26 protein-coding genes are annotated in these 25,878 nt (G+C 60.5%); 12 read left to right on the top strand and 14 right to left on the bottom strand.

What is annotated here, in order from left to right; all coding sequences use genetic code 11:
* Window positions 1-42: 42 nt before the first annotated feature.
* Both rlmJ and JJ889_RS09025 read left to right on the top strand, forming a co-directional pair.
* Window positions 43-936 carry a 23S rRNA (adenine(2030)-N(6))-methyltransferase RlmJ gene (gene rlmJ / locus JJ889_RS09030; RefSeq protein WP_291894062.1) on the top strand — a complete coding sequence of 298 codons (894 nt, stop codon included), beginning with the start codon at window positions 43-45 and terminating at the stop codon, window positions 934-936.
* 45 nt (window positions 937-981) lie between these two features.
* A complete protein-coding gene (locus tag JJ889_RS09025) occupies window positions 982-1,887 on the top strand; it encodes a PhzF family phenazine biosynthesis protein (RefSeq protein WP_291894060.1) in 906 nt (301 codons plus the stop codon).
* Here JJ889_RS09025 and JJ889_RS09020 read toward each other — a convergent pair.
* The 4 genes from JJ889_RS09020 to JJ889_RS09005 all read right to left on the bottom strand — a co-directional run bounded on the left by JJ889_RS09020 (window position 1,884) and on the right by JJ889_RS09005 (window position 5,175).
* Window positions 1,884-2,453: a hypothetical protein gene (locus JJ889_RS09020; protein WP_291894058.1), complete on the bottom strand. Its 570-nt coding sequence runs from the start codon at window positions 2,451-2,453 to the stop codon at window positions 1,884-1,886. The genes JJ889_RS09025 and JJ889_RS09020 overlap by 4 nt on opposite strands.
* Before the next feature lie 43 nt (window positions 2,454-2,496).
* Window positions 2,497-3,384, bottom strand: a complete 888-nt coding sequence (locus JJ889_RS09015; protein WP_291894056.1) for a crotonase/enoyl-CoA hydratase family protein — start codon at window positions 3,382-3,384, stop codon at window positions 2,497-2,499.
* 24 nt (window positions 3,385-3,408) lie between these two features.
* On the bottom strand, window positions 3,409-4,659 hold the full coding sequence (locus tag JJ889_RS09010) for a multidrug effflux MFS transporter (protein ID WP_291894054.1): 1,251 nt from the start codon (window positions 4,657-4,659) through the stop codon (window positions 3,409-3,411).
* 81 nt (window positions 4,660-4,740) lie between these two features.
* Window positions 4,741-5,175 (bottom strand): group III truncated hemoglobin, encoded by a 435-nt coding sequence (locus JJ889_RS09005; RefSeq protein WP_291894052.1) that lies wholly within the window; start codon window positions 5,173-5,175, stop codon window positions 4,741-4,743.
* Window positions 5,176-5,316: 141 nt separating this feature from the next.
* On the opposite strand from JJ889_RS09005, the gene JJ889_RS09000 reads away from it, so the two are divergent.
* The 3 genes from JJ889_RS09000 to JJ889_RS08990 all read left to right on the top strand — a co-directional run bounded on the left by JJ889_RS09000 (window position 5,317) and on the right by JJ889_RS08990 (window position 10,037).
* Window positions 5,317-5,862: a TetR/AcrR family transcriptional regulator gene (locus JJ889_RS09000; protein WP_291894050.1), complete on the top strand. Its 546-nt coding sequence runs from the start codon at window positions 5,317-5,319 to the stop codon at window positions 5,860-5,862.
* A gap of 144 nt (window positions 5,863-6,006) precedes the next feature.
* Window positions 6,007-7,764: an alpha/beta hydrolase gene (locus JJ889_RS08995; RefSeq protein WP_291894048.1), complete on the top strand. Its 1,758-nt coding sequence runs from the start codon at window positions 6,007-6,009 to the stop codon at window positions 7,762-7,764.
* Window positions 7,765-8,465: 701 nt separating this feature from the next.
* On the top strand, window positions 8,466-10,037 hold the full coding sequence (locus JJ889_RS08990; RefSeq protein ID WP_291894046.1) for a polysaccharide lyase: 1,572 nt from the start codon (window positions 8,466-8,468) through the stop codon (window positions 10,035-10,037).
* Between the two features lie 53 nt (window positions 10,038-10,090).
* On the opposite strand, the gene ychF is transcribed toward JJ889_RS08990, so the two are convergent.
* From ychF to JJ889_RS08975, 3 genes are all read right to left on the bottom strand, one after another.
* Window positions 10,091-11,191, bottom strand: a complete 1,101-nt coding sequence (gene ychF, locus JJ889_RS08985; RefSeq protein WP_291894044.1) for a redox-regulated ATPase YchF — start codon at window positions 11,189-11,191, stop codon at window positions 10,091-10,093.
* A 5-nt stretch (window positions 11,192-11,196) separates the two neighbouring features.
* On the bottom strand, window positions 11,197-11,805 hold the full coding sequence (gene pth, locus JJ889_RS08980) for an aminoacyl-tRNA hydrolase (RefSeq protein WP_291894042.1): 609 nt from the start codon (window positions 11,803-11,805) through the stop codon (window positions 11,197-11,199).
* Window positions 11,806-11,903: 98 nt separating this feature from the next.
* Window positions 11,904-12,554 carry a 50S ribosomal protein L25/general stress protein Ctc gene (locus JJ889_RS08975; protein ID WP_291894040.1) on the bottom strand — a complete coding sequence of 217 codons (651 nt, stop codon included), beginning with the start codon at window positions 12,552-12,554 and terminating at the stop codon, window positions 11,904-11,906.
* 179 nt (window positions 12,555-12,733) lie between these two features.
* On the opposite strand from JJ889_RS08975, the gene JJ889_RS08970 reads away from it, so the two are divergent.
* Entirely contained in the window at window positions 12,734-12,904 is a 171-nt protein-coding gene (locus JJ889_RS08970) for a hypothetical protein (RefSeq protein ID WP_291894038.1), read from the top strand.
* 216 nt (window positions 12,905-13,120) lie between these two features.
* On the opposite strand, the gene JJ889_RS08965 is transcribed toward JJ889_RS08970, so the two are convergent.
* The 3 genes from JJ889_RS08965 to lgt form a co-directional block, all read right to left on the bottom strand.
* The gene (locus JJ889_RS08965; protein WP_291894036.1) at window positions 13,121-14,053 is read right to left on the bottom strand and encodes a ribose-phosphate pyrophosphokinase; all 933 of its coding nucleotides are present in this window, start codon (window positions 14,051-14,053) and stop codon (window positions 13,121-13,123) included.
* A gap of 70 nt (window positions 14,054-14,123) precedes the next feature.
* On the bottom strand, window positions 14,124-15,203 hold the full coding sequence (locus tag JJ889_RS08960; protein ID WP_291894034.1) for an SAM-dependent methyltransferase: 1,080 nt from the start codon (window positions 15,201-15,203) through the stop codon (window positions 14,124-14,126).
* Complete coding sequence (gene lgt / locus JJ889_RS08955; protein ID WP_291894031.1) at window positions 15,200-16,099, bottom strand: prolipoprotein diacylglyceryl transferase; 900 nt, start codon at window positions 16,097-16,099, stop codon at window positions 15,200-15,202. The genes JJ889_RS08960 and lgt overlap by 4 nt, the downstream gene beginning before the upstream one ends.
* Window positions 16,100-16,204: 105 nt before the next feature.
* Here lgt and JJ889_RS08950 point away from each other — a divergent pair, with 105 nt between their 5' ends.
* The 3 genes from JJ889_RS08950 to proC all read left to right on the top strand — a co-directional run bounded on the left by JJ889_RS08950 (window position 16,205) and on the right by proC (window position 17,963).
* On the top strand, window positions 16,205-16,513 hold the full coding sequence (locus tag JJ889_RS08950) for an accessory factor UbiK family protein (RefSeq protein ID WP_291894029.1): 309 nt from the start codon (window positions 16,205-16,207) through the stop codon (window positions 16,511-16,513).
* A 95-nt stretch (window positions 16,514-16,608) separates the two neighbouring features.
* Complete coding sequence (locus JJ889_RS08945) at window positions 16,609-17,112, top strand: YbjN domain-containing protein (protein ID WP_291894027.1); 504 nt, start codon at window positions 16,609-16,611, stop codon at window positions 17,110-17,112.
* 8 nt (window positions 17,113-17,120) lie between these two features.
* Window positions 17,121-17,963, top strand: a complete 843-nt coding sequence (gene proC / locus JJ889_RS08940; RefSeq protein WP_291894025.1) for a pyrroline-5-carboxylate reductase — start codon at window positions 17,121-17,123, stop codon at window positions 17,961-17,963.
* Here the strand turns inward: proC and JJ889_RS08935 are convergent.
* Together JJ889_RS08935 and JJ889_RS08930 are read right to left on the bottom strand one after the other, a co-directional pair.
* Window positions 17,960-19,276 carry an ATP-binding protein gene (locus JJ889_RS08935; protein ID WP_291894023.1) on the bottom strand — a complete coding sequence of 439 codons (1,317 nt, stop codon included), beginning with the start codon at window positions 19,274-19,276 and terminating at the stop codon, window positions 17,960-17,962. The genes proC and JJ889_RS08935 overlap by 4 nt on opposite strands.
* Before the next feature lie 9 nt (window positions 19,277-19,285).
* Entirely contained in the window at window positions 19,286-19,987 is a 702-nt protein-coding gene (locus JJ889_RS08930) for a response regulator transcription factor (RefSeq protein ID WP_291894021.1), read from the bottom strand.
* Window positions 19,988-20,452: 465 nt separating this feature from the next.
* Here JJ889_RS08930 and JJ889_RS08925 point away from each other — a divergent pair, with 465 nt between their 5' ends.
* Complete coding sequence (locus JJ889_RS08925; protein WP_291894019.1) at window positions 20,453-21,742, top strand: hypothetical protein; 1,290 nt, start codon at window positions 20,453-20,455, stop codon at window positions 21,740-21,742.
* A gap of 333 nt (window positions 21,743-22,075) precedes the next feature.
* Here the strand turns inward: JJ889_RS08925 and JJ889_RS08920 are convergent, their stop codons facing one another.
* Window positions 22,076-22,687 carry a CDP-alcohol phosphatidyltransferase family protein gene (locus tag JJ889_RS08920; protein WP_291894017.1) on the bottom strand — a complete coding sequence of 204 codons (612 nt, stop codon included), beginning with the start codon at window positions 22,685-22,687 and terminating at the stop codon, window positions 22,076-22,078.
* Between the two features lie 3 nt (window positions 22,688-22,690).
* Window positions 22,691-24,583 (bottom strand): excinuclease ABC subunit UvrC, encoded by a 1,893-nt coding sequence (gene uvrC, locus JJ889_RS08915; RefSeq protein WP_291894014.1) that lies wholly within the window; start codon window positions 24,581-24,583, stop codon window positions 22,691-22,693.
* Between uvrC and JJ889_RS08910 the strand changes: the two genes are divergently transcribed.
* Both JJ889_RS08910 and JJ889_RS08905 read left to right on the top strand, forming a co-directional pair.
* The gene (locus JJ889_RS08910; protein ID WP_291894011.1) at window positions 24,582-25,343 is read left to right on the top strand and encodes an SDR family oxidoreductase; all 762 of its coding nucleotides are present in this window, start codon (window positions 24,582-24,584) and stop codon (window positions 25,341-25,343) included. The two genes, uvrC and JJ889_RS08910, sit on opposite strands and share 2 nt — an antisense overlap.
* Window positions 25,343-25,744 (top strand): dihydroneopterin aldolase, encoded by a 402-nt coding sequence (locus JJ889_RS08905; RefSeq protein ID WP_291894008.1) that lies wholly within the window; start codon window positions 25,343-25,345, stop codon window positions 25,742-25,744. Before JJ889_RS08910 ends, JJ889_RS08905 begins: the two co-directional genes overlap by 1 nt.
* The last annotated feature ends 134 nt before the right edge of the window (window positions 25,745-25,878 follow it).

Below are 25,878 nucleotides of genomic sequence, written 5' to 3'. Positions count from 1 at the left end.
TCTTCGATTGCAGGACATGCAGGCGCGCGCTATAGCCCGCCCATGAATTACCGCCACGCTTTTCACGCCGGCAATTTTGCCGACATTCTCAAACATCTTGTCCTGGCCAAGTGTGTTGAGCATCTCAACGCCAAGCCCAAACCCTACCGCTATATCGACACGCATTCCGGTATCGGTGGCTATGACCTCGCCGGTGACGAAGCCGCGCGGAGCCCGGAATGGAAGGACGGCATCGGACGCCTGATCAACGCGGAGCTGCCTGACGCGGTTGAAAGTCTGCTGGCCCCGTATCTCGGCATTATTCGCGATATGAATGAAGGCGACACCCTGCGCCATTATCCCGGTTCGCCGGAGATCGCGACGCGCCTGATGCGCGAGGGCGACCGGCTGCATTTGTGTGAACTCCATCCCCAGGACAGCGAAACGCTGGATGCGCGCTACAAGCGCGATAAGCGGGTGAGGGTCGAGCAGCGCGATGGCTACAAGGCGCTCAAATCGCTGGTGCCGCCGCCGGAAAAACGCGGTCTTGTGCTGATCGACCCGCCGTTCGAGGACAAGGATGAGCTGGCGCACATGGCTGAGGCCGTCATGGCGGCGCTGGACAAGTGGCCGACAGGCACATTCGTGTTCTGGCGTTCGCTGAAAAATCTCTGGGCCGCCGACCGCTTCGACAACGGCCTGGCGGAGTGGCTGATCTCGGAGAAACAGCTGGCACCAGAAAAAATCCTGCGCGCTGATCTGTGGATCCGAGACCTGGCAAGCGAGGGCAAGCTCGCGGGCGCCGGCGTGGTGGTCATCAATCCGCCCTGGACACTGGAAGAGAAGCTGGTCCAAGGCCTGCCCTGGATCGCTGACACGCTGGCCCAGGGGGATGGGTATGGCTGGCGCGTCGATGGCGCGTTGACAGACGAGGACCTTGAAGACCTGGCCGACTGATCCGAAATGGTCGCCTGAGACTTCTGCTCGAACCGCGAGGACCGCATGCCCCATCGTTTTGAAACTTTCGACGTTTTTACCGATACGCCGATGGCGGGTAATCCCCTGGCTGTCGTTTATGAGGCGGATGATCTGGACGATGCGGCGATGCAGGCAATTGCTGCCGAGTTCAACCTGTCTGAAACCGTGTTCATTACCGAGCCTCGCGGCCGTGACGCTGACTGGGGCGTGCGCATCTTCACGCCCAAGGAAGAACTGCCCTTTGCCGGCCACCCGACCGTGGGGTCGGCGATCGCCCTGGCCCTGAAGGCCGGTGGTGAGCCGGGCACGCGCAAGCGTTATGTGCTGGAAGAGACTGTGGGGGATATCACTGCGGATGCGCGCATCAATTCAGCCACTCATGGCTCTGCCCGCTTTTTCCTGCCACGCCTGCCCGAACGCGTCGCGGATATCCCGAGCCCGGACCGGTTATCCGAGGCGTTTGGCATCGAGCCGGATTGTTTCCTGAATACGCCGCTGGATATGGGCGTCTGGTCGGCCGGTGTGCCGATTGGCATTGTTCCGGTGCGTTATGCCGAGGACCTGGCGCGGATCCAGCTGAACATGCCCGCGTTTGAAGCCGTGTTTGGCGGAGATACCCCAATCCAGGCCTATCTCGTCGCCAAGGCCAGCTCGATGGAACACACCAATGACTGGCGCGTGCGCATGTTTGCGCCGCACCTGGGAATTCTCGAGGACCCGGCTACAGGCGGAGCGGCAGCGGCCTTCATGGGGCTTCTCGCCGAGCAGGGCGGGTTCGGCGAAGGCGAGACGGCATTGTCTGTCTACCAGGGCATCGAGATGGGGCGCCCGAGCCTGTTGCGCCTTGTCCTGAAACTGGGAAACGGCCAGCTCACCGACGCCATGATCGGTGGGGATGCCGTGATGATTTCCCGCGGTGAGTTGCTCTAGAGCAGGCGGATGTCTGCAGCGCGCAAGGCCCCGTCAGAGAAGACGATGGCGGTGATCACGGCATTGATCAGCACATAGGCGCCCAGGTTGTGCGCAAAGCCCGGACGCAGTCGCCGGGCCGCATCCCAGAGCAGGATGAACAGGAAACCCACCACGCCCAGGGTGATCGGGTAGATGCCGATGCCCAGTGCAAGACCCGCCGCGGCCTCATCATTGGGATGCTCGCCGAGCAGCGAGATGCCGCCGGCAAGGCCGCGCAACAGGAATTGGATGTACAAGATGCCGTACGCCACGACCGAGCGGAACATGATTGCGTAGAAATAGGCGAAAATCCCGATGGCGACCGTCACGGCAGGGCCGGCGAGAGAGACAAGGATAGAGATCTCCTCGCTGGGATAGGAGCGATCAACTGGCCCGGCCTTGTTGAGGGTCATCCACATATCGACCCCCAGCATTTCACCGGCCCCCCAATGACCCAGCTCATGCAGGAGATAGGTCACGGGCACCATCAACAGGGTCAACAGGTAGAAATCGGCGCCAATGCGCACGCGTGATTGTTCAGACATCAAACCTCGTCCCTCGCGTCAAACGCCCCCAGCGTTTGCAAACTCAGCCCGCAGAATAAGCGTCTTCCGCCTCAGCCCACCAAGGGTACCAGTCCGGCAAGTCTTCGGAAACCTTCATTGGGAAGTTTGGTTGCCGTTTCTCCAAGAAGGACATCACGCCTTCCTCGGCATCCTTGCCCATGCCGGCCTTCAGAATGCCCCGGGTTTCGATCCGGTGGGCGATCATGGGGTGGTCAGCTCCCTGCATTCGCCAGGCCATCTGACGCATCAGGGCGAGCGAAACCGGCGCGCAGTTCTCCGCCATCAGGCGCGCGCGTTCACGGGCCTCTGCCATCAGGTCCTCGTCCGGGACGACGCGTGAGACGAGGCCGTTCTCGAAGGCCTCGGCGGAGCTGAAGGTCCGTCCGGTCAGGCCCCAGTCCATAGCCGTTGAGATTCCAACCACACGGGGCAGGAACCAGCTGGCACATCCATCCCAGACAATGCCGCGCTTGGCGAAGGGAAAGGCGAATTTGGCGCTCATCCCGGCCAGACGGATATCCATGGGCAGGATCATGGTCGCGCCAATGCCGACCGAGGCACCGTTGATGGCGGCGATGACGGGCTTTTTTGAATTCCAGATGCGCAGGTTCAGCACGCCGCCGCGATCACGCCATTTCTCGTCCATCGGGTCGAACGTGCCGTCATGCTGGGTCTGGGCGACCATGTCGAAGGTCTCGGCGCCGGTGGACAGGTCTGCTCCCGCACAAAACGCCTTGCCCTCGCCGGTGATGATGATCGCGCGGACCTCATCATCGGCATCAAGCTGGTCGAAGATATCGATCAGCTCGTCTCCCATTTCATAGGTGAAGGCGTTGAGCCGATGCGGACGGTTAAGCGTGATCGTGGCGATTTGTTCGTCGATATCGAGGCGGACGGTGTCAAAGCTCATGAAATCTCCCCTTTTGGGAGAAGCTTAGCCCGCCTCGCTGTCCTCGCCTACGCCAAACAATTGTCCGCGCTCGGTGATGAACACTGCGATCAGGCTTAGCCCGCCCACGACGGCCTGGCCAGCGATCAGCGGCACCGCGGTGCCGTCATACAACTGGCCGATAAACATGCCGACCATGGTGGCGCCAATACCGCTGACGAAGCCATAGGCCGCTGAGGCGGTGCCGGCGATATGGCCCATGGGCTCCATGGCGATAGAGCTGAAATTGGCCGCGATCAGGCCTAGGAAAGCCAGTGCGACTGAAAGCAGGAAAATGAAGAGGTAGAGATTGTCGATGCCCGCCAGCAGGATGAGCGCGTGCAGGGCGCTGATGCCGGTGAAGCCGATCAGCGCACCATGCGCCAGCCGCCTCTGCCCCAGCCGGCTCACGAGTTTGGAATTGGCATAGCTGGTGAAACTCATGCCTGTGGCAAGGACGGCAAAAGCGATCGGGAATTGATTGTCGGTCAGGCCGAAATGCTCGACGAAAATCTGCTGTGAACTGCCCAGGAAGGCGTAGAGACCGCCAAAGAAGGACAGGCCTGCGATCGTGTAGCCCAGCATGATGCGATTGCTCATCGCCTCGGCAAATGACTTGGCGACCACGGGCACATTCAGCTCGGTCCTGTATTCCGGGTGCAGGGTTTCGGGCAGGCGGATCTGGATCCACGCGGCCAGGGCCACGCCGAACACGATCAGGAAACCGAAAATCGCTCGCCAGTCGCCAAAGATCGTCAACACGATCTGACCGATACTGGGGGCCAGGACGGGCACAGCCATGAAAGCGGTCATGACCATGGACATGATTTCGGCCATGCGACGGCCGGAGGTCAGGTCGCGGGCAATGGCCACCGTGATCACGCGGCTGGCCGCAGCGGCACCGCCCTGCAGGAAGCGCGCGAGCAAGAGCAGCGAGAAGCTGGGCGTGAAGGCACAGATGACGGTGACCAGCAGGAACAGCGCGATGGCCGTCAGCATGACGGGCTTGCGCCCGAACCGGTCCGCCAGCGGCCCGTAGAAGATCTGCAGGGCAGAAAAACCGGCCAGATAGGCGGTGATCACATATTGCTGGTCATTGGCACGCTCGACGCTGAGTTCCCGGGCGATATCGTCCAGGGCCGGCAGCATCATGTCGATGGCCAGGGCGACCAGTGCGGTCATGGCTACAAACAGCGCAACCAGTTCCCACACCGGGAGCGGCAGCTCCTCGGCTGTTTTGGTGTTTGACGTCGTCATCGGGGCAATCCGTCGGGGTTGGAGGGGCAGACTGCGCCTCAAAATGCGTTACAGCAAGCGGCCAGGCGGAAAAACTTCAGTTCAGCGTGGCGTGTAATACATCTGCAACTGGAAGGAATTGGCGATGCGATTGGCGCGCTCCAGGAACCAGTTCCGCGCCTCCTCGGTGGCACCGATTTCCTGCAGCGACTGGTCGAACAGTGCCAGCCAGGTCTGGAAATGGCCGCGGTGGACACGGTGCTTCAGTTTCATGTGCGCCGGCATGGGGCGGCCGGAATACTGGCCGTCATGGAAGACCAGTGAGCCCCAGAATTGTTTCATCGTCTCCAGGTGCGGTTCCCAATTGTCCTGGATCTGCCCGTCAAAGATCGGCCCTAGCGCCGGGTGAGCGCGCACATTTTCGTAAAATGTATCCACGAGGTCAGAGATCAGTTCTCGGTCAATACCGGCTCGATCTGCGTCCGCATGGGCTTTCTCGCGAGCTTCGGTGACGCGGGGCGGGTAGGGCGTGCTCATCTGGGTATCCATAACTGGTATTCAAGATGCATGTAATTGACCGGGCACATAACGCAAGCCTGAGGCACGCTGCAAACTGTCGCAGGCTTGCTGCAACAGGCGAGCCCTCCTATCTATCAGCTGATAGAAGAGGAGCGTGCCATGCGGGCGCAAAAGGCCGAAGAGATACTCGATGCCGCTGAAAAACTGGCGCGTTCCGGCGGGTATGGCGGGTTCAGTTTCCGTGATCTTGCCCGGGGCGTCGGGATCAAGTCGGCCAGCGTGCACTATCATTTCCCGACCAAAGAAGATCTCGGGATCGCGATGACCCAGCGCTACAACGAGCGTTTCATCCACGGTCTGGGGGATCCTCGAGGCGAGGGTACGGTCGACGAGAAGATCGCGCGTTATATCAATGCTTTCCGCACCTCGATGATCGAGGATCGGCTGATGTGTCTGTGCGGTCTGTTTGGCGCCGAGGTAACCAGCCTGCCCGGCAATGTTGCCGAGGAAACCCGGGTCTTCTTCGAGAGGAACCGGGACTGGCTGATGGCGGTACTGGCGGATGATACGCGCTTTGCCGATGATGACGCGCGCGAACGCGCCGCCCTGACCCTCATCGCCAAGCTCCAGGGCGCCATGATCATGGCCCGCACCATGATTGATGTGGGTGTATTCGAGACGATCCTGGAAGACCCGCTGGGTTAAGCCGGATATCGCTCGCTGCGCCGGGTAAACTCTCTGCCAGATTCGTGAAAAGCCGATCTTACCGACGGAATATGATTATTCATTCCGTTTCCAGTCCTGAGGGCGGTCTTTGACGGTCGTCTTGTGTGGTGCTTTGGGATGGGGATGACATTGAATATCAAGGCAGTTGTTTTGAGTTTTTTGGTCGCGGCAAGCTTGAGTGCGTGCGGTGGTGGTGGATCGTCTGGCTCCGGTGGAGGCTCTGTTCCCTCGCCGCCAGCGCCACCGCCACCGCCACCGCCGCCTTCTTCTCCTCCGCTCAGTATGACGGATGTTGTATATGCGACGGGCTCAGTAGACGGTGGTAATGCGGAGGTCGAACTGCTTCTTGATGTTTACCAGTCAGGACAAACCTGTGGGGTGCCTCGCCCTGTTGTTTTACTTGTCCATGGCGGCGGCTTTACGGGCGGGTCCAAATCCGCTGAGTTGTGGAGGGAGATAGGTGCCGCCGTTGCAGACCGCGGCTTTGTTGGAATCTCAATAGACTATCGGATTTTCAGCGATGATCCGGAAATCAGCTCACCCTACGGCACACTTAGGGATTTGATCCTGGAAAACAGTGACGTCTCCGATCCTACCACAGAACAGCTTCAATATGTGGATACAGTTGTAAGTTCTGTCGAAGACGCGAGAAAGGCGTTGGATTGGGTCGTTGATCACTCTGACGAGATTTGCGCGGACGCAGATCGCATAGCCATTTGGGGCGCGTCGGCCGGCGCCACCATCGCTATGACACTTGGTTACGTGATGGACGACGCAGAACTCGAGGCCACAAATCAATTAGCCGTTATCGACTACTATGGCTCACTAATCGTCCCGGACACAATTCGGTCTGATGATTCTCCGTTGCTCATTCTACACGGCAATGCTGACCTCACCGTTGAATATTCCGAGGCATTATCGATACAGGACGAGCTCGAGCTCGCCCAATTACCATATAGCTTCTACACAGTAGACAGGGCCGGACACGGTAAAGATGAGGTAGGGGTTTTCACAAACGGAGTTGATGGCAAGAGCTTCTTGGAAATTACTCTGGATTTTGTTGAAGATCATCTCACCGGAGGTAGCCCTCATTATGAGCAAAGAACCGTGCCGTCGCTTGGGCGCAACTTTGTGCAAGACTTTGAAAGTGCTCAACCGGGGGTCGTGTCCCCCGAGGCCCTAGATAGTCTTTTTCCTGATTCACGCGATATTAACGGCGTCTCGGAGGGTCGTGTATTTGTAACAGAATTGGAAAATTTAGCATCGGAGCGGGTATTGGAGATACGCGTTGATGCTCTAAACGTCGGGGCCGATAACAGTGGCGCCTCTTGGATCACACCGATTTCCAGGCGCAATGAATTTTATCTTTCTTATCGCGTACAGTTTGCAGACGGATTTGATTTTGATGCTGGTGGTACTCTCCCTGGCCTCGCAGGCGGTAACCTGAATACCGTAAATTCGTGGTCGGCACCGATTGTCTGGCGGCCTAGCGGGACCATTGCCCAGCGACTAACTTACTTCGAACAAACAAACCCGACAGGTGACATCTTTCTCCCGAACGTACCCGTCTCAGGTCCATGGAATTTTGACACTGGGGAGTGGTATTCCGTTCTTCAGTTCATTCGAATGAACACTCCAGGGGAGGCCGATGGTTTGGTTGAAGTTTCGGTAAATGGCGAAAATATCATCCAGATCGACGGGATAAATCTACGTGAATTCGACAATCTCTACATAAATAAACTCGTCTTTTCTGCATATTTTGGCGGCGGCGAGGCGCATGCTCAGCCGATAAATGATAGCGAAATTTTGTTCGATGATCTGATTATGTCTACCCAGCCAGTCGAGGAGGCCAGAAGCGAGGCTCGAGGCATCTGGCCTTGACCAGCTATTGTGTGGGTGGAGGCGAGGGCGGACGGGTCTCAAGTCTGATTAAGCCGGGTCGGCACTTAAGGTATGACCTGGGCCCCTCCAGTTCCTCGTTTATTTCGAGAGTCTGATCCTGTCATAGTCGATGATTTGGCCGGGCAAGCGTGCCGGGAGCGATGAGCGAGGATCTACGCTGGCGGGTTGAACGTCTGGTCGCAGAGGAGGGTTTGTCCACGCGTGAGGCGGCGCGGCGCATGTGCGTCGGCATTTCGAAAGCGGGCAGCTGGATTCGACTTTACCGGCGAACCGAGGGGGCACGCCGCGCAAGAAGGGCAATCCCGGCCTGCTCATGGCCCGCACCATGATTGATGCGGGTGCATTCGAGACGATCCTGGAGGACCCACTGGGTTAAGCCGAGATAGCAACGCGCGGTGCTGAGAAAATTTGCGGTCTGGTCGCAAAAAAACGATCTTACCGACGGAATATGATTATTCATTCCGTTTCCAGTCCTGAGGGCGGTCTTTGACGATCGTCTTGTGTGGTGCTTTGGGATGGGGATGACATTGAATATCAGGGCAGTTGTTTTGAGTTTTTTGGCCGCGGCAAGCTTGAGCGCGTGCGGTGGTGGTGGATCGTCTGGCTCCGGTGGAGGTGGCGTTCCCTCGCCGCCAGCGCCACCGCCACCGCCACCGCCGCCTTCTTCTCCTCCGCTCAGTATGACGGATGTTGTCTATGGCAGCGCCGCTGTTGACGGCGGCAACGCCCAGCTTGACCTGTTGTTGGATGTTTATCAGTCCGGCGAGGCATGCGGTGACCCGCGGCCCTTTGTGGTCATGATCCATGGTGGCGGTTTTACCGGAGGCTCGAAGTCCGTCTGGCCGGAAAGCGGTGAAGCCTTGGCCGAACGCGATTTCGTGGGTGTCGCCATCGATTATCGGCTTTTTGGTGATGACCCCGAGCCCGGTCCCGAAATCGATGCGCTGTACCAGCTCTTTCTCAGCCTGGTCGATGAAAACACCGAGCTCACGCCGGAAGACCTGCAATTGCTCAGGACCATTGCCAGTTCGGTCGGGGATGCGCGCAGCGCGGTTGAATGGGTGCAGGAGAATGCGGATGAGCTTTGTGTGGACCCCGACCGGTTCGCCCTTTGGGGACGGTCTGCCGGTGCGTATATCAGCCTTTTGCTCGGCTATGCGCTCGACGATGCCGGCCTGGCGCCGGTCGGACAGTCGGTAGTGATTGACTACTGGGGAGCGCAGATCGTTCCCGACGCCATGCAGGCCGGCGATGCGCCTCTGTTCATCCTGCATGGGGACGAAGACCCGACGGTCGATTACGACAGCGCGCTGGCGCTGCAAGCCGATGCCGACCTAAATCAGGTCCCCTATGCTTTCTACACCGTGGACGGCGGCGGGCACGGGGTCGCGACCACCCGGCTGGGGGTTGATGGCGTGACGTTCTTCGATCTCACCCTGAACTTCATCGAGGCCCATCTTCGTGATGGAACGCCGCTTTATGAGACCCGAACCATCCCGGCGCCTGGCAGCAGCAATGTGCAGAATTTCAACGGCAGCGTGACTGGCAAGCTGTCCGCGGCCGAACTGGAGCCGCTTTTCAGCAATGCTCAGCGTGTGAGCGGCGTGAACGCAGGGCGTGCGGAAATCGTCAGCTGGCCAGAGGCCTTCCAGGGGCAGGCCCTGGCGATTTCACTGGACGCGCTGGCGGTCGGGGAGCGGTATAGCGGCGCTCACTGGATCACGAGCCTCCCGGCGCGGGATGAGTTGTATCTGTCTTACAGGATCCGGTTCGAGCCGGGCTTCGACTTTGGCGCCGGCGGTACGCTGACCGGCCTGGCGGGTGGAAACCCCGACAGCCTCGCCAACGGTATGGACTGGTGGTCGGCACCGGTCGTCTGGCGACCCGGCGGTGATGTGGCGCAGCGGCTGTATCACCCGGCACAGCTGTCGGACACGGGAGATGTCCTGCCTTGGGACTACGGCGATTCCGGCACCAGGCAGTTTCGCGTCGGTGAATGGCATACGATCGAGCAACACATCCGCCTGAACACGCCCGGCCTGTCCGATGGTGTCATCGAGGTCACCCTGGACGGAGAGCTTGCGCTCATCGAGCAAGGCGTTCGTTTTCGCGACACGGAAAGCCTGCGTCTCAACAAGCTTGTGTTCGCGTCCTATTACGGCGGTGGAGATGCGATGCTGCAGCCGGTCAATGATGGCCGCGTGGTGATCGATGATGTGGTTATCTCCACACACCCGATCAACCATGATTAAGGCATTGCCGGTTCTGCGGGCCGCCACCGGTGTGTGCGGCCCCGCCTTCAGGATCAGACGTTGAAGCGGAAATGCATCACATCGCCGTCCTGGACGATGTAATCCTTGCCTTCTGCGCGCATCTTGCCGGCTTCCTTGGCCGGGCTTTCACCGCCACAGGCGACATAATCGTCATAGGCGATGGTCTCGGCGCGGATGAAACCCTTCTCGAAATCACCGTGAATGACACCGGCAGCCTGCGGCGCGGTATAGCCCTCGCGAATGGTCCAGGCGCGTGCTTCCTTGGGGCCGGCCGTGAAATAGGTCTGTAGGCCCAGCAGCGCGTATCCCGTGTGGATCAGGCGGTCGAGGCCCGGCTCTTCAAGGCCGATGGTCTCGAGATATTCCGCGCGCTCTTCCTCGTCTTCCAGGAGGGCCAGCTCACTCTCGATCTTGGCCGAGATGACAACCGCTTGGGCGCCTTCTTCCTCGGCGCGCTTGAAGACGATTTTCGAGTAGTCATTGCCGTCAGCAGCGCTGTTTTCATCGACATTGGCGATGAAGAGAACCGGCTTGGTGGTCAGAAGCTGTAGGCCCTTCCAGGCTTTCTCGTCATCCTTGTTGACCTCGGCGAAACGCGCCGGCTTGCCATTGTTGAGCTGTTCCAGCGCCAGGTCGACCAGGACGATGGTCGCCTTGGCGTCCTTGTCACCGGATTTGGCTTTCTTTTCGAGATTGGTGCGGCGTTTTTCCAGGCTCTCCAGGTCGGCCAGCATCAACTCGGTCTCAACCGTCTCGAGATCGGCCAGCGGGTCGATCTTGTTGGCGACATGGGTGACGTCATCATCATCGAAACAGCGCAGCACATAGGCGATGGCGTCGGTCTCGCGGATATTGGCGAGGAACTGGTTGCCCAGGCCTTCGCCCTTGGACGCGCCCGCCACCAGGCCGGCAATGTCGACGAAGTTCATGCGTGCCGGCAGGACTTCCTTGGACTGGGCGATCTCGGCCAGCTTGGCCAGGCGCGGTTCCGGCACAGCCACATCACCGACATTCGGCTCGATGGTACAGAACGGATAATTCGCCGCCTGGGCCGCAGCGGTCTGCGTCAGAGCGTTGAAGAGCGTGGACTTGCCAACGTTGGGCAGGCCAACAATGCCGCATTTGAAACCCATGAGATCTAGTCCTCTTTGGCGGGCGGGCCGCGCTTGACCGGCTCGGGGGCCGGTGCCTTGTGTGTCACTTGTGTCTGGAAGGCGTCGAGTTCGCCCTTGCCGAGCAGGTCAATACTGCCTGCGATCGCATCCAGCAAATCGATCAGCCAGTTTTCCTCAGCCTTGGAGAAGTCCGAGAGCACATAGCCGGTTACGCGATTGCGGTCGCCGGGATGTCCGACGCCGATACGGCCGCGCAGGAAGTCCGGTCCCAGCTGGCTGGTGGTGGATTTGATGCCGTTGTTTCCGGCGGCGCCGCCGCCCTTCTTCAGACGGAACTTGCCCGGCGCCAGGTCCAGCTCGTCATGGAAGACGACGACCTTGGACGGATCGACCTTGAAGAAATTCGCCGCCTCGCCGATCGCGTGGCCGGAGTTATTGTAGAAGGTCTGGGGTTTGAGCAGGAGAAACTTGTTCGACCCGATGACCAGGTCCGTCGCCAGTCCCTGGAAACGCTTGCGCCAGGGGCCGCAATGATAGGCCTGGGCAATGACGTCCAGCGCCATGAAACCCACATTATGCCTGTTGCGGAGATATTTCGCCTCGGGATTGCCGAGACCGGCGAGGATCATCATGGCGTTCTCGTGCCCCTCTCAGCACAAGGCCGCGAACCCTTGCGAGATCGCGGCCTTTGAATTCAGCTCGACGGCTCCCACTAGGGAGCAGGGAGGACCTAGTCCTCGTCGCTCTTCTGCTCGGTCGCTTCGACCGCGTCAGCAGCCACGTCAGCGCCTTCTTCCTCGTCAGCCGTGAGAACGGCACGGGAGCCCTGCAGCGTGGCAACGGTGAAGTCGCGATCGGCGATCGCCGGCTTCGCGCCGTCCGGCAGCTTGATTGCGGAGATGTGCACCGAATCGCCAATGTCGAGGCCGGTCAGGTCAGCTTCGATTGCGTCCGGAATGTTGCCAGCCGGAACGACCAGCTCGACGGAGTGACGTACGACGTTGAGAACGCCGCCGCGCTTCATGCCCGGAGAGTCGCTTTCGTTGACGAAACGGACCGCAACTTCGACGTTGATCTTGGTGTCTTCGTCAACGCGGAACAGGTCAACGTGCATGACCTGGTCGGAAACCGGGTGGAATTGAACATCGCGAGCGATGACTTGCTGGCGCTTGCCTTCGTGGTCCAGCTCCATCATGGAAGAGATGAAGTTGCCGGTCAGCAGGGCCTTGCGGACTTCATTGCCACGCAGGTTGATCGCAACCGGGTCCAGCTTGCCGCCATAGAGGACGCCCGGGACCAGGTCTTCACGGCGGGCAGCGCGAGCCGCGCCCGTGCCGGTGCCTTCGCGAACGTCTACAGTGAGAACGATGTTGGAGCTCATCGGTCCAGTTCCTTAAATATGCGCGCCGCCTCTACGAGGGGGGCAGCGTCTTTGCTTTGGCGTCGTGCCACGTAATCTTTCGAGCGGCGGGCTATAACCCAACCCCGCGCGAGGCGCAACCACACGCGCGCGTAAGAGTCAGTGCTAATACAGTAGGTGAGGCGTGTAAGGAGAGGTGAATGTCAGATCGCAACCAAGGGACGGGCCGTGATCCTGATGATCGGGACTGGTTCAATGCGCTCGACCTCAGGCGAATTGCAGGACTTGTCGCCATGATTGCGGTGGCATTTGTTTTATTCAGCCTCATCTTTGACGTCCCGCTCCTGGAGGGGGGGCGTTTACTGCACTGATTTTCGCCAACCTCATCGGCGCTTTTTTTGTCTCGGGATGGGCAGGACATTATGCCGGCCGGCAGATCGAAGGCGCCCTGGCACAGCGTGTCTTCAGCACGTCCGTGTTGATCGCTTACGCGCTGACGATGTTTTTCGTCATCAAGGCCATTTTGAACATCTAGCGGGGCGCAGCGCCCGAAAGAGCTGCAGCGCACCCGCCTGGGCATTCATGCCCTAGTCAAACAGTTTCGATACCGACTCATCATTGGCGATGCGTCGAATGGCTTCACCGAGCAGGGGGGCGACTGGCAGGCGCCGGACTTTATCCGTCTGCGTCGAGCCGGGGATTTCCGTAATGGAATCGGTGACCACGATCTCGCGCAGGGCAGACTTGTGGACACGGCCCTGGGCGTCATTGGACAGAACGCCGTGGGTGACATAGGCAGAGACTTCCACCGCGCCTTCCTTGAGCAGGGCATCAGCCGCGTTGCACAGTGTGCCACCGCTATCGCACATGTCGTCAAACAGGATGCAGCGACGGCCTTCGACATCACCGATAATATTCATCACCTCGGACACGCCGGCTTTGGGGCGACGCTTGTCGACGATTGCGATCTCGGCATCGAGCAGTTTGGCCAGCGCGCGGGCACGGACCACACCGCCGACATCCGGCGAAACGATCATCAGGTCGTCGGTCTTGTAGTTCCGGCGGATATCATCCTCGATCACGCGGGTGGCGAAGAGATTGTCTGTCGGGATATCGAAAAAGCCCTGAATCTGTCCGGCGTGCAGATCGATGGTCAGAACGCGGTCGGCACCGGCCTTGGCGATCAGATTGGCGACCAGCTTGGCGGAGATCGGTGTGCGGCCGCCGGTCTTGCGGTCCTGGCGGGCGTAACCGAAATAGGGAATGACAGCTGTGATGCGACGGGCGCTGGCGCGGACCAGGGCGTCGATACAGATCAGCAATTCCATCAAATGGTCATTTGCGGGGTAGGAGGTCGACTGGATGATAAACACATCCTCGCCGCGCACGTTTTCGTCGATCCGGACAAAAATCTCGCCATCCGCGAAACGTTCGATCTCGCTGGCGGTGAGAGGTGCGTCGAGATAATCGGCAATCGCCTTGGCCAACGGTTCGTTGGACGTGCCTGACATCAGTTTCATGGATTTTGCCCCGGCTGCAGTGATCTCGCGCTGCTTATCAGAGGGCGTATCCAGATTGAAGCCAAAATAATCAGCGTGCGGTGAATCCCGGCGGGGCGGGCATGCTCTCGTGATCAAGCACGATCAACTTGAACAGTTCACCCATTTCTTCCGGGTCCGTCAGGCGCCAGAGCTGGCGCGCGATTTGTGCCCTCTTTTCCGGGGCATGCTGGGAGAGCGCGGCAGCGCGTGCCTCGATGCCCAGCCCGTTCAGGAAATCGCCCTGGGTGACCGGACCAGCCACACGCAAGCCCAGCGTTTGTGCATGCCGGCTGAGCTGGCCGAAATCCACCCGCGCCGTCAGATCCGCGGTTCCGGGCTGATCAAGCGGTTCCACCTTCTCGTGCTGGCGAATCGCCTGCAGCGTATCGCCGGTTTCACTGTCGGCCGGGCCGTAGTCGATGAAGAGCGCGCGTCCGGGTGAGGTTTCAAAGTGTGCAACGAGCTGGTCCAGCACCTGTTCGTCACCCGGGCGAAGCTCAACCAGCGCGCCATCCGGCGCGTCCAGAAGGCTGGCCGGGATGGGTTCGATATCGGTGTTGAGCTGGGGGCCGCGCACGAAGCTCAGGGCCTCGTCGACCAGGCCAACCATGCGTTCATACCATTTGCCTTCGATCTTGATGGCCTGGCGGATGGGAAGGCAGTCGAGGAATTCATTGCCGATGATCAGGCAGGGGCCCTGAGGCACCTGGTCGAGGCGCTGGATCCAGCTGGCCTGGACGCCACTGGTGCCGAGCGATTTGGCCTGGACGGATTTGAGTGCGGCACTGGCCTCGATCAGATAGACGTGTACGGCTTTGAGAAAGTCCGGCAGGGCGCGGCCGGTGCGCAGGATGTCGAACATCATCGTGCCGCGACCCGGGCCCATCTCGACCAGGTTGAAACGTTCGGGGCGACCCATATCGTCCCAGGACTGCATGATCCACAGCCCCATCAACTCACCGAACATCTGCGAGATTTCCGGCGCGGTGATGAAGTCTGACCCGGCCCCGATCGGGTCCTTGGTGGCGTAGAAACCTTCCGTGGGATCGAACAGGGCCTCGGTCATGAAGCTGGCGATGGAGATGGGACCATTGTCCCGGATGCGGTCGCGAATGCTGTCTGCGATCATGCTTTGCCGGCCGGAAGCTTGAGGTCATCCTTGACGTTGCGCCAGATCAGCCACGCACCCAGTCCGATCATCGGCAGGGAGAGCAGCATGCCCATGGTGACGATGCCCTGCAGGGCTTCGGGCATGTGAGCATCGGGTTCGCGCACGGTTTCCATCAGCGCCCGGAACAGGCCGTAACACAGAAGGAAGAGGCCGGCATTGAGACCCGGCTTGGCCAGCGAGCGGAATTTCCACGTCGCAATATTGATGATGGCAAACAGGGCCAGGCCTTCCAGTGCGGCTTCGTAGAGCTGGCTGGGATGGCGCGGCACACAATAGGGATCATTGGCAAAGGTCATCGCCCAGGGGCCATCCCAGGGGCGGCCCCACAGCTCGCCATTGATGAAGTTGGCCATGCGCCCGAAGAACAGACCAATCGGTGTGACGACGGCCGCCGCGTCGGCGATCTGCCAGAGATTGAGCTTTTGCGAGCGGGCGAAATACCACAGCGCCAGGCCAACGCCGATCAACCCGCCATGGAAGGCCATACCGCCATCGGTGATGCCGAAAATGATGTCCAGCGGCCGTTCCCAGATCATTTCGGGCATGTAGAAGACGACATAACCCAGTCGGCCACCCAGAATGACGCCCAGCGTCGCCCAGATCAGCAGGTCGTCCACCTGGGCCTCGCTGAACGGTGCCTTGCCTTTCTTGTCGTCGCGCGGATGCCACATGTTGGCGCGACGCGAGAGAGAGATCATGTAGCGCCAGCCCAGCATCAGGCCCGCGATATAGGCCAGCGCATACCAGCGCAGGGCAAACCAGGCCGGCTCATGGGTTCCCAGGGTGAAGCCATCCGGTCCGATCGTGAACAGGATCGGGTCGATCAGGTCGAAACTGGCTGGGCAGGTCTGCATGGCGGCTACTCATTTCGAGATGCATCTGTGACGGAACAGCGCGTTGCGCTTTTCTCTGTCCCGCCGCATATAGGAGAACGAACTTTTGATAAATGGCTTTCTTTGATGCAAACGCGCAACCCGCTTCTCAATGATTTCGCAGATTTGATGACTGATGCCGTCGGGGCAGCCCAGGCTGTCGGCGAGGAAGCGCAGGCCGTTTTCCGGGCCCAGGCGGATCGCCTGGTCGCGGATATGGACCTGGTCAGCCGCGAGGAATACGACGCTGTCAAAGCCTCGCTCGCCGATGCGCATGACCAGATCGCAGCCCTGGAGGCCCGGCTGGAAAAGCTTGAAAAGGCAAAGAAACCAGCAGCGACGCGAAAACCGCGTGCCAGCAAGGCCAAAACGGCCGCGACGAAATCCACAGACTGATAGCGCGAAAGCCGCGCTTTTTATTGCACCCGCCCGGGCAGAGGCATACCGTCATATGGCGGTGTGAATCGCCAGCGGATGAGGGAGACGACCCCATGGACCTGCTTTCCGACGATGTCACGCTCAGCGTGACTGATCCGCTTGACGCGGTCGAACAGGCCGTCATCGCTGAACAATTTCCCTATGATCGTGACGAAGGTGGCGAGCTGCATCTCAGCGCGCCGGGCAATTGGCGTGATCACCAGATCTGGTTCGCCTGGCGTCCGGAGCTGGATGCGCTGCACATCTGTGCCAGCCTTGACCTGAAAATCCCGGCCAATCGTTTCAGCGAGGTCTGCGAGCTTGTCGCGCGCCTGAACGAAAAGCTGTGGATGGGCCATTTCGATGTCTGGGCCGAGGATGGTTCCATTCTCTACCGCCATGCCATTGCCGTTCCGGGCGGTGAAAGCGTCTCTCCGGCACAGGCTGCAGCCATGCTGGCCGCGGCACGGGAGGCGGGTGAGCGTTTCTATCCGGCGTTTCATTTCCTGGTCTGGGGTGGAAAAAGCCCGCAGGAAGCTGCCGCCGCCGCTATGTTCGAAACCGCGGGTGAGGCATAACAGTCTCGATGAGCAACGCGCAAAAGATCGCCCTTCTGGGCGCGGGACATATGGGTGGAGCCCTGCTTGCGGGCTGGCTTCGCCGTAAATCCACCGGCATCAAGCCTGAAAACGTCATCGTGCTGGATCCCAGCCCGAGTGACGAGGTCCAGGCCCTGATCGAAGAACATGGCCTGGAACACGCGCCGGCGATGACGCTGGCCATGTCCACCCAGGTCGCCACCGTCCTGGTTGCGATCAAGCCGCAAATGCTCGACAAGATCGCACCGACACTGGCGCCGGTCCTGGCGCCGGAGACCGCCGTGATCTCGATCATGGCCGGCACCACGATCAAGCGACTGGAAACCGTCTTTGGCGATCGCCCGATCGTGCGTGCCATGCCGAATACGCCCGCTGCTGTGGGCGCGGGCATTTCCGTCTGTGTCTCCAACCTCGCCGGTGAAGCGATCGAGAAGAGCGCGACCAAGCTGCTTTCCGTTGCCGGAGAAGTGGAATGGGTCCGTGACGAGCGCCTGCTGGGCGCGGTTACTGCTGTATCCGGTTCCGGTCCGGCTTACGTCTTCCTGCTGGCCGAGGCGCTGGCAGGCGCGGGCTTTGGCGAAGGCCTGCCGCGTGAACTGGCCGACAAGCTGGCGCGCCAGACGGTGATCGGTGCCGGAGCCTTGCTCGCAGCGTCCGAGAAAGATCCGCAGGCCCTGCGCCGCGCGGTCACATCGCCGAACGGGACGACCCAGGCGGCTCTGGACGTGTTGATGGGTGCAGGTGGCGGTTTGCCGGAACTTGTGCGCATGGCCGTCAACGCCGCCGAGCGACGTTCCCGCCAGATGGGCGCAGATCCGGACAATAACTAGCCCGGCAGACTCAGCGTCGCCTTCAGGCCACCCAGATCGCTCTTGCCCAGCCGCATTTCACCACCGTGATTGCGGGCGACATCGCGTGCGATGGCCAGGCCCAGCCCGACACCCTTGCGGTTCTGGTTGCGGCTTTCATCCAGGCGGTTGAACGGCTTCAGCGCCTCGTCATACTGGTCTTCCGGAATGCCGGGACCATTATCCTCGACACTCATTTCGATCCGCGAACCCGCGCGTGCGACCGTGACACGAACGCTGTTGCCGAAACTGGTGGCATTGCCGATGAGATTTTCCAGAGCACGCTGGACGGTCACGGCGCGGACCTCTGCAAACAGGTCCGGTTCGCTGACAAATTCGATATCGACATCCCCGCGCCGGGCATTGTCGACGACCTGTTCGGCCAGCTGGCCCAGGTCGAAACGCTCGGTGGCCTCGACCAGCTGGCCACGCGCAAAGTCGAGATACTCGTCCAGCATCTCTTCCATCGCGGCGATATCCGCCTTGGCATCATCCCGTTCCGGACTGGCCGGCATGAGGGCGAGTTGTAGCTTGAGCCGGGTGAGGGGCGTGCGCAGGTCATGGCTGACGCCGGCGAGAATGGCCGTGCGCTGTTCGAGGTGGCGTTTGATCCTCGCTCGCATGCCCAGGAAGGCATGAGCGGCCTGGCGCACCTCGGTGGCCCCGGAGGGACGGAAATGGGCGACATCCTGGCCGCGGCCGAATTGCTCGGCGGCATCGGCGAGGCGTCGGATGGGTTTGACCTGGTTGCGGATGAATACGACCGAGACCGCTGTCAGCAGGGTCGAGGCCCCGATGATCCATAACAGGAAGATATGCCCGGTCGTGGCGAAAACCCGTTCGCGCAGGGCGATGAAACGCAATACGCCTTCATCCACCTCAACCCGGACGTCCACATAGCTGGGATAGCGCGTGGTATCGAACCAGAAATCATTGGTGATCTGGTCGGACAGCGCGCTGTTGAGGGTCCGGTCCAGTGTGCGGAAAAAGGAGGAGCGCCGCGAGGTTGGCAGCGTCTCTTCCGGTCGGAAGTCCACGGAGAGGCGCATCGTCTCGTAAGCTGTGTCCGCCAGTCGATCGAAGCTTTCGAGGTCGTCGCCGGATTGTTCGTAAAGCGCCGTCATCATGGCGATATCGCCAGCCACCCCTTCAGAAAGGCGGCTGGTCACCGTCTCCCAGTGTTCCTCGAAAAAGGACCAGGCCACCGCCACCTGCATCAGCGCCACAGGCATGACGATGATCAGCAGGGTGCGGGCAAACAGGCCCTTGGGTGTGAGGCGACGGATAAGGTTCATCGGCTCGGATCAGCTCTCGAACACCGGGTCAGCGGCCAGGCGATAACCCTCGCCCCTGACGGTCTGTAGGTGAAGCGGTTCCTTGGGGTCTTTCTCGATCTTGCGGCGCAGGCGGGTGACCTGGACGTCCACAGCCCGTTCGCCGGCACCGGTGCGTTCCGACAGGGTCAGGCGGGATACGGTCTGGCCGGCACTGGCTGCCAGCGCTGCGAGCAGGGCGCTTTCACCACCGGTCAGGCGGGTGGTTTCGCCGGCACGGGTGAGTTGTTCGCGCTCGACATCGAAACACCACTCCCCGAACTCCACCCGCTTGATCACCGTGGACTGGACTTTCGTGCGGCGCAGGATGGCGTTGAGACGCAGGACCAGCTCCTCCGGCTCAAACGGTTTGGCCAGATAATCGTCCGCCCCCAGGCTGAGCCCCTCGATCCGGTCCTGGGCCTCGCCCCGGGCGGTGAGCAGGAGGATGGGCGTTTCCTGTTTCTCGCGAATGGTTCTGGTCAGCTCGAACCCGTCCATGCCGGGCATCATCACGTCGAGCACCAAGAGATCAAACTCCAGCGCCTTCATGGTCGACAGCGCCTTTTCGGCATTGGCCGCCGTTGATACGCGATATCCGCGCTCCTGCAGGAAACGTTTCAGCAAGGCACGGATGCGGTCATCATCATCAACGACCAGAATGTGCGCGTCTTCAAAAGGCGTGTCGTTCAAGGGGCGGGGTCCTCCCTGGTTCGGGCCGGGTGGTTGTCGCTGGCCGGGTGCCGGTGGTCGTCAAACGGGAGCATAATGCGCTCTGTCGGTTTTGCACCAGTGCCGATATCGGGTGAGGCCGCGGTTTTTGCTGTGGGATGAGAGATGGAGGCGACCTGCGCGTGCCCAATCCCGTCATCCCAACGAAAGTTGGGACCCAGTTCATCGAGCGATATTGTCTTAGAACAGGTCACGACCACCGAGCCCTTTGAACTGGGCCCTGATCTTCATCAGGCTGACGATGGAGCGGAGCGGCAATCTCCGCAACTTTTCCCCGGCCTCGTGCCGGGGCCCGGAGGTTGGAGCGTTTTGGTGGATTGGGCGTGTCACCATTTCTTCTTGTTGGTGCATCCTTGTTCTATTGACCTGCTCGGTCGTATACGGCTTGATCAAACTCAACGTGACATTGCGAGTTGAGGGGTGAAAATGCGCGCTGGGTTTGCGATTGCGGCGATGGTGTTCGGTGCATCGAGCGCTACTGCGCAGGGGGCCACCTGCCAAATTCCTCCGGACTTGGAGTCCACGGTCAATGCTGGCGGCGAGTATTGGAGCCGTTTGATTGAAACAGTCATTGTCGACGAACCGAGCAGCCTCGCTGTGGACAATTCTGGAAGGATCTGGGTGGTCGGCCGCGGTTGCGAAGCGAGCGGCGGAGCTCGTATCGTTCGATTGAGTCAGGCTGGGGAAATTCTGGACGATCATGGTTATGGGCAAGGCGTGATCGCCCGCTGGGGCCGCGTATCTGTTGCTGCAGACGGGCAGGTTTGGACAGCAGGGTTTTACAGTGACTTTTACTCGCAGCCACGAGGACCGGAGGGGCTATTTGTCTATAGCTTCACCGAAGCCGAACCCGAACCGGACCGCGGTTTCCACGAAAGTATGACTTACAACGGAGCTGAGGCTCTATTGCCGCTAGAGGGCGGCGGAATGTTCGTCGTTCAGTCGGTTGGCAGCGCCAGGGGGGCAGAGCAGCCGACAGGCCAGGATGTTGAAATCATCCGTTTCAGTGATTCCTTGAATCCAGTTTGGACCTACCGATCACACTCGCCTGGAGATGATATGGCGAGAAGTGCAGCATTGACACCTGACGGAGAAATCTGGGTCGTAGGCAAGAAATCGACAGGCAATCCGCGTACAGGGATCCGAGCATGGATCGGGCGCTTTGATCGCGAAGGTAACCCGTTGTTCGAGCGGTTTTTTGGTACGGGCAGTTATAGTGCATCGTTCGATGCAGTATTGGCGACTGAAGACGGTGGTGCGTGGATGGCTGGGGCGGTTGGAGGCCTAGCGCAAACCGTGCTCATTCGTGTCGATGCTGATGGAGAGGTCCTCCACGAGGTGGAGCTTGATCTATCGCTACCTAGTCGAGGCACAAACCCGGTTGCCTTGGGTCTCGGTATGCAACGCGTGACTGGTCTGGCGGCAACTCCGGAGGGCGGCGTCTTCGCTGTTGGTCATACCAGCGACCCCCAAAGTGGTGAGCTCGATGCTCTGCTGGTCTGGATCAGCTCAGACGGAGAGTTGATCCGGGTCGAAACGTTCGGGTCGTCCGGTTCCGATCATGCTCGAGCTGTTTACATGCTTGAGGACGGTTCCGCACTTGTCGCCGGAGCAACCACGAACGGTGAACCCGTAATGGACCGAAGAGGATGGTATGGTTGGCTGTTCCGCGTGGGGCCAAACGGAGAATTACCAAGCTTGGGCAGCGCCGGGTAATCCGGTCTCTCAAGACATCAGACATCAATCCTGAAGGCATCGACTTGAGCGGCGAAGGCGGAGAAGGAGTGGGTGCGCGCCGCAGGCGCCAACAAGAGTCTCTTTTCGGCCCTTCGGGCCGCACCCTATCCACCCACTTCGTGGGCACCTTTTCCATCAAGGGAAAGGAGGAAACAAAATGAGCTCTCTCATTTCCGTCATCCCACGGTGGTCGCGCAGCGATCATCCGGGGGACCTTAGCTAACCTGGCAGCAGGATGGTCGAGGTCACCCGGACAAGCCGGGTGATGACGGTGTGTGGGGAGGGGCGCTAAAAACGCGGAGAGACCCAATACTACCCCGCCCGTTTCTCAATCAGATAGTTGAGCCCGGTCAGCAGGGTCATGGATGCCGTCAGCCACAAGGCACCGATCCAGACGAGCAGGGCCCAGTCGGTGGATTGCCATCCCATCACGAAGGCCAGCAGCGGGAAGCCGGCGGTCAGCATGGCCAGGACGGTTTTGAGTTTGGCCGAGAGCGAGACCGGCAGGGTCTCGCCGGCGGGCTTGTCGCCGGACACACGCAAGATGGTCACGATGATATCGCGGCTGACGATCGCCAGGATCGGGACGATGATCTCGACAGGGAAGGACAGGATGGCCGCATAGGCGAGCAGATAGCCGTTGACCAGCACCTTGTCGCCGATCGGGTCGAGAAAGGCGCCCAGCGTGCTCTCTGCCTTGAGCTTGCGGGCGAGGAATCCGTCGAGCCAGTCGGTCAGCGCGGCAAAGACGAAGGCAAACACCGCGAAACTGGCCAGGCCGGTGATCACGGCGACCGGATCGCCCAGGCCTGCCGGGACCTCACCGCTCGCTTCCCAGCGCCAGGAGAGCCAGAGCGCGATTGCGCCGGCGGCGCCGACAAGAATGCGCAGAAGGGTCAGGATGTTGGGCAGGTGTCGGATCATGTCTCAGCTCTGGAACCAGTCATGTATGCGTTTGGCCATGGCTTTGGACACGCCGTCAACCGCTTCCAGGTCCGCCAGCGCCGCATTTCGCACTGCCTTGGCCGATCCGAAATGGGCCAGCAGGGCCTTCTTGCGGGACGGGCCGATGCCGGGGACATCGTCCAGCGGATTGTCCGACATGGCTTTCTTGCGCTTGGCCCGGTGGCCGCCAATGGCAAAGCGGTGGGCTTCATCGCGCAGGCGCTGGAGGTAATAGAGGACCGGGTCCTTCATGGGCATTTTGAACGGCGCTTCACCGGGCAGGTAGAAGGCCTCGCGGCCGGCATCACGTTCCGGTCCCTTGGCGATGGCAGCGATCGGGATATCGGTGACGCCCAGCTCTTCCATCACCTTGAGCACGCTGGACAATTGCCCCTTGCCGCCATCGATCAGCACGAGGCTGGGCACGGGCGCGCCTTCCTCGCGTTCCTTGAGCAGGCGCGAGAAACGCCGGCGCATCATGGCGGCCATCATGGCGAAATCGTCGTTTGTGGCGGCGTCATCACCCTTCATGTTGAAACGGCGATAATGGTTTTTCTCGAAGCCTTCCGGCCCGGCGACAATCATTGCGCCCAGCGCATTGGTGCCCTGGATGTGGGAGTTGTCATAGACCTCGATCCGGGTCGGTTCCTCTTCCAGCTTGAAGACACGTTGCACACCCTGCAGCAGCTGGGTCTGGGTGGCGCTTTCCGCCAGGCGGCGGGCGAGGGCCTCGCGGGCATTGTGGGCGGTCTGGTCGACCAGTTTTTTCTTCTCGCCACGCTGAGGCACCAAAAGGTTGACCTTGCGTTCCGCGCGCAGGGACAGTGCTTCGGAGATCAGCTCGCTTTCCTCCACCGTGTGGGAGAGCAGGATCGTGCCGGGTGCGGGACGGTCGTCGTAGAACTGCGCCAGGAAGGCGGCGAGCACGTCAGCGGGTTCTGCCTCGCTGTCATGGCGCGGGAAGAAGGACTGGTTGCCCCAGTTCTGGCCGGCCCGGAAAAAGAAGACCTGGACACAGGACTTGCCGCCATCCTGGGCGACAGCGATCACATCGGCCTCCTCGATCCCGTCCGGATTGATGCCCTGGTCGGTGGTCACCGCGGCGATGGCGCGGATGCGGTCGCGCAGACGGGCAGCGAGTTCGAAATCCAGCTCGTCCGAGGCGGTCTGCATGCGGTCCTGCAAGTCCTCGCGCAGGGCATTGGATTTGCCGCGCAGGAAATCCGTCGCCTGGGAGACCAGCTCGTCATAGGCCTGGGGCGTGACGAGATCCACGCACGGCCCCGCACAACGCTTGATCTGATAGAGCATGCAGGGGCGGGTGCGGCCTTCATAGACACTGTCGGTACAGGTGCGCAGCATGAAGGCTTTTTGTAGAGTGTTGAGCGTGTGATTGACCGCGCCGACCGAAGCGAACGGACCGAAATAATCGCCCTTCACCTTGCGTGCCCCGCGGTGTTTGAGCAATTGCGGCGCGGCGTGATCGCGGCGGATCAGGATATAGGGAAAGCTCTTGTCATCGCGAAGCAGGATATTGAAGCGCGGCTTTAATCGCTTGATCAGATTGGCTTCCAGTAGCAGCGCCTCGGTCTCGGTCTGCGTCACCACGAACTCCATGGAGCGGGTGAGGGCGATCATCAGGGCGATGCGATTGGAGTGGCCGCGGCCATTGGCATAATTGCTGACGCGGTTTTTCAGATTGCGGGCCTTGCCGACATACAAAACCGCCCCATCCTCGTCGAACATGCGGTAAACGCCCGGCTTTGACGGCAGGCGTTTGACATAGTCGGCGATGAGCTCGGGTCCATGCAGCGATTGCGCTGGCTCTCCGGACGCGGCATCTATCTCAGACGACGTGGGTTTCGAGGACGACATGGCGGACAAGATCGCGCTGGTTACGGGTGGCGGCAAGCGCCTGGGTGCTAAAATCGTGGAAGGCCTGGCCGCAGACGGCTGGCACGTACTGATTCACTACAATGAATCGGGTGAGGAGGCGGAAGCCCTCAAACAGCGCCTTACCGACAACGGTGGGTCAGCAGAGATCTGTCAGCTGGACCTGGAAAACTCGGTGCAGGTCGCGGACTTTGTGCGCAAGGCCGGCCGTATCGATGCGCTGATCAATTCCGCCTCCCTATTCGAGATGGACCGTCCCGAGGATGTCGGCCCGGACATGCTGGAGCGCATGATGCGGGTCAATCTGATGGCGCCCGTCCTGCTGGCTTCGGAAATGGCCAAGGCGCATGAGGGCCGCGCCTCGGGCTGTGTGATCAATGTGCTGGACCAGAAACTGTTCAATCTGAACCCGGATTTCTTCTCCTACACCCTGTCCAAATACGCGCTTCTCGGTGCCACCCAGACCATGGCCATGGCCCTGGCCCCGCGTGTGCGGGTCAACGCGGTAGCGCCGGGCATTACGCTTCCTTCGGGGGGGCAGAGCGTGGAAGAATTCGAACGTGCCCACAGCCTCAACCCGATGCAGGGTGGATCCACGCCGGAGGATATTGTCCGCACGGTGCGTTTCATCCTTGCGACACCGTCCATGACGGGCGAGACCATCATTGTGGATGGCGGCCAGCATCTGGACGCCCGCCCGCGCGACGTCATGTACGCGCCGGGAATTCAGGAGGATCGCTGATGCGGCTGGATCAGGTGATCGAAAACGCGCTGGCCAATGCCACCGGGCGGGACGTCTTTGTCTATCGCCTCGAGGGCGTGAAAATGGATATCGAGATCGGTATCCACGACTATGAGCGCGGCGTGAAACAACGTGTCCTCGTCGATGTCGTCACACTGGTCGACAAGGCCTGGAGCGGCGATGACGACATCAACACCGTGGTCGATTACGACTATATCCTGCACGGCATCAAGGAGATGGAAAAACGCCAGTTCGACCTCCAGGAAACCCTGTGCGGCGAAATCCTGGACATCGCGCTTGGCCCGGAAAGCGTTGTTGCGGCCCAGGTGACCACACGCAAGGTGGATGCCTATCCGGATGCTGAAGCGGTGGGGCTTACGCGGTTTCGGCGGAAGGGGTAGTTGGGGGGCTTCCCCAGCTCACATCACTCACTCTTTCCCGGCCGCAGAGCCGGGATCAACGAGGCGGTCCGTACGCGAGTTGGCCCCGGATCTCGCCGTGCTCGTCCGGGGGGGTGTTGTTTGTGAAATAGGGA

Origin of the sequence: Maricaulis sp. (genome assembly GCF_017643475.1) — a bacterium.
Taxonomy (GTDB): domain Bacteria; phylum Pseudomonadota; class Alphaproteobacteria; order Caulobacterales; family Maricaulaceae; genus Maricaulis.
This window is presented reverse-complemented; position numbering and strand designations above follow the sequence as displayed.

What these genes read in the sequence shown, in the direction of transcription:
- JJ889_RS09025 (WP_291894060.1), top strand. Translation starts at nt 982, where the DNA reads ATGCCCCATCGTTTTGAAACTTTCGACGTTTTTACCGATACGCCGATG.
- JJ889_RS09005 (WP_291894052.1), bottom strand. Translation starts at nt 5,175, where the DNA reads ATGAGCACGCCCTACCCGCCCCGCGTCACCGAAGCTCGCGAGAAAGCC.
- JJ889_RS08965 (WP_291894036.1), bottom strand. Translation starts at nt 14,053, where the DNA reads ATGAAACTGATGTCAGGCACGTCCAACGAACCGTTGGCCAAGGCGATT.
- JJ889_RS09015 (WP_291894056.1), bottom strand. Translation starts at nt 3,384, where the DNA reads ATGAGCTTTGACACCGTCCGCCTCGATATCGACGAACAAATCGCCACG.
- JJ889_RS08905 (WP_291894008.1), top strand. Translation starts at nt 25,343, where the DNA reads ATGCGGCTGGATCAGGTGATCGAAAACGCGCTGGCCAATGCCACCGGG.
- ychF (WP_291894044.1), bottom strand. Translation starts at nt 11,191, where the DNA reads ATGGGTTTCAAATGCGGCATTGTTGGCCTGCCCAACGTTGGCAAGTCC.
- rlmJ (WP_291894062.1), top strand. Translation starts at nt 43, where the DNA reads ATGAATTACCGCCACGCTTTTCACGCCGGCAATTTTGCCGACATTCTC.
- JJ889_RS09000 (WP_291894050.1), top strand. Translation starts at nt 5,317, where the DNA reads ATGCGGGCGCAAAAGGCCGAAGAGATACTCGATGCCGCTGAAAAACTG.
- JJ889_RS08950 (WP_291894029.1), top strand. Translation starts at nt 16,205, where the DNA reads ATGCAAACGCGCAACCCGCTTCTCAATGATTTCGCAGATTTGATGACT.
- JJ889_RS08920 (WP_291894017.1), bottom strand. Translation starts at nt 22,687, where the DNA reads ATGATCCGACACCTGCCCAACATCCTGACCCTTCTGCGCATTCTTGTC.
- JJ889_RS09020 (WP_291894058.1), bottom strand. Translation starts at nt 2,453, where the DNA reads ATGTCTGAACAATCACGCGTGCGCATTGGCGCCGATTTCTACCTGTTG.
- proC (WP_291894025.1), top strand. Translation starts at nt 17,121, where the DNA reads ATGAGCAACGCGCAAAAGATCGCCCTTCTGGGCGCGGGACATATGGGT.
- JJ889_RS08990 (WP_291894046.1), top strand. Translation starts at nt 8,466, where the DNA reads ATGACGGATGTTGTCTATGGCAGCGCCGCTGTTGACGGCGGCAACGCC.
- JJ889_RS08970 (WP_291894038.1), top strand. Translation starts at nt 12,734, where the DNA reads ATGTCAGATCGCAACCAAGGGACGGGCCGTGATCCTGATGATCGGGAC.
- pth (WP_291894042.1), bottom strand. Translation starts at nt 11,805, where the DNA reads ATGATGATCCTCGCCGGTCTCGGCAATCCCGAGGCGAAATATCTCCGC.
- uvrC (WP_291894014.1), bottom strand. Translation starts at nt 24,583, where the DNA reads ATGTCGTCCTCGAAACCCACGTCGTCTGAGATAGATGCCGCGTCCGGA.
- JJ889_RS08945 (WP_291894027.1), top strand. Translation starts at nt 16,609, where the DNA reads ATGGACCTGCTTTCCGACGATGTCACGCTCAGCGTGACTGATCCGCTT.
- JJ889_RS08960 (WP_291894034.1), bottom strand. Translation starts at nt 15,203, where the DNA reads ATGATCGCAGACAGCATTCGCGACCGCATCCGGGACAATGGTCCCATC.
- lgt (WP_291894031.1), bottom strand. Translation starts at nt 16,099, where the DNA reads ATGCAGACCTGCCCAGCCAGTTTCGACCTGATCGACCCGATCCTGTTC.
- JJ889_RS08925 (WP_291894019.1), top strand. Translation starts at nt 20,453, where the DNA reads ATGCGCGCTGGGTTTGCGATTGCGGCGATGGTGTTCGGTGCATCGAGC.
- JJ889_RS08975 (WP_291894040.1), bottom strand. Translation starts at nt 12,554, where the DNA reads ATGAGCTCCAACATCGTTCTCACTGTAGACGTTCGCGAAGGCACCGGC.
- JJ889_RS08935 (WP_291894023.1), bottom strand. Translation starts at nt 19,276, where the DNA reads ATGAACCTTATCCGTCGCCTCACACCCAAGGGCCTGTTTGCCCGCACC.
- JJ889_RS09010 (WP_291894054.1), bottom strand. Translation starts at nt 4,659, where the DNA reads ATGACGACGTCAAACACCAAAACAGCCGAGGAGCTGCCGCTCCCGGTG.
- JJ889_RS08995 (WP_291894048.1), top strand. Translation starts at nt 6,007, where the DNA reads ATGACATTGAATATCAAGGCAGTTGTTTTGAGTTTTTTGGTCGCGGCA.
- JJ889_RS08910 (WP_291894011.1), top strand. Translation starts at nt 24,582, where the DNA reads ATGGCGGACAAGATCGCGCTGGTTACGGGTGGCGGCAAGCGCCTGGGT.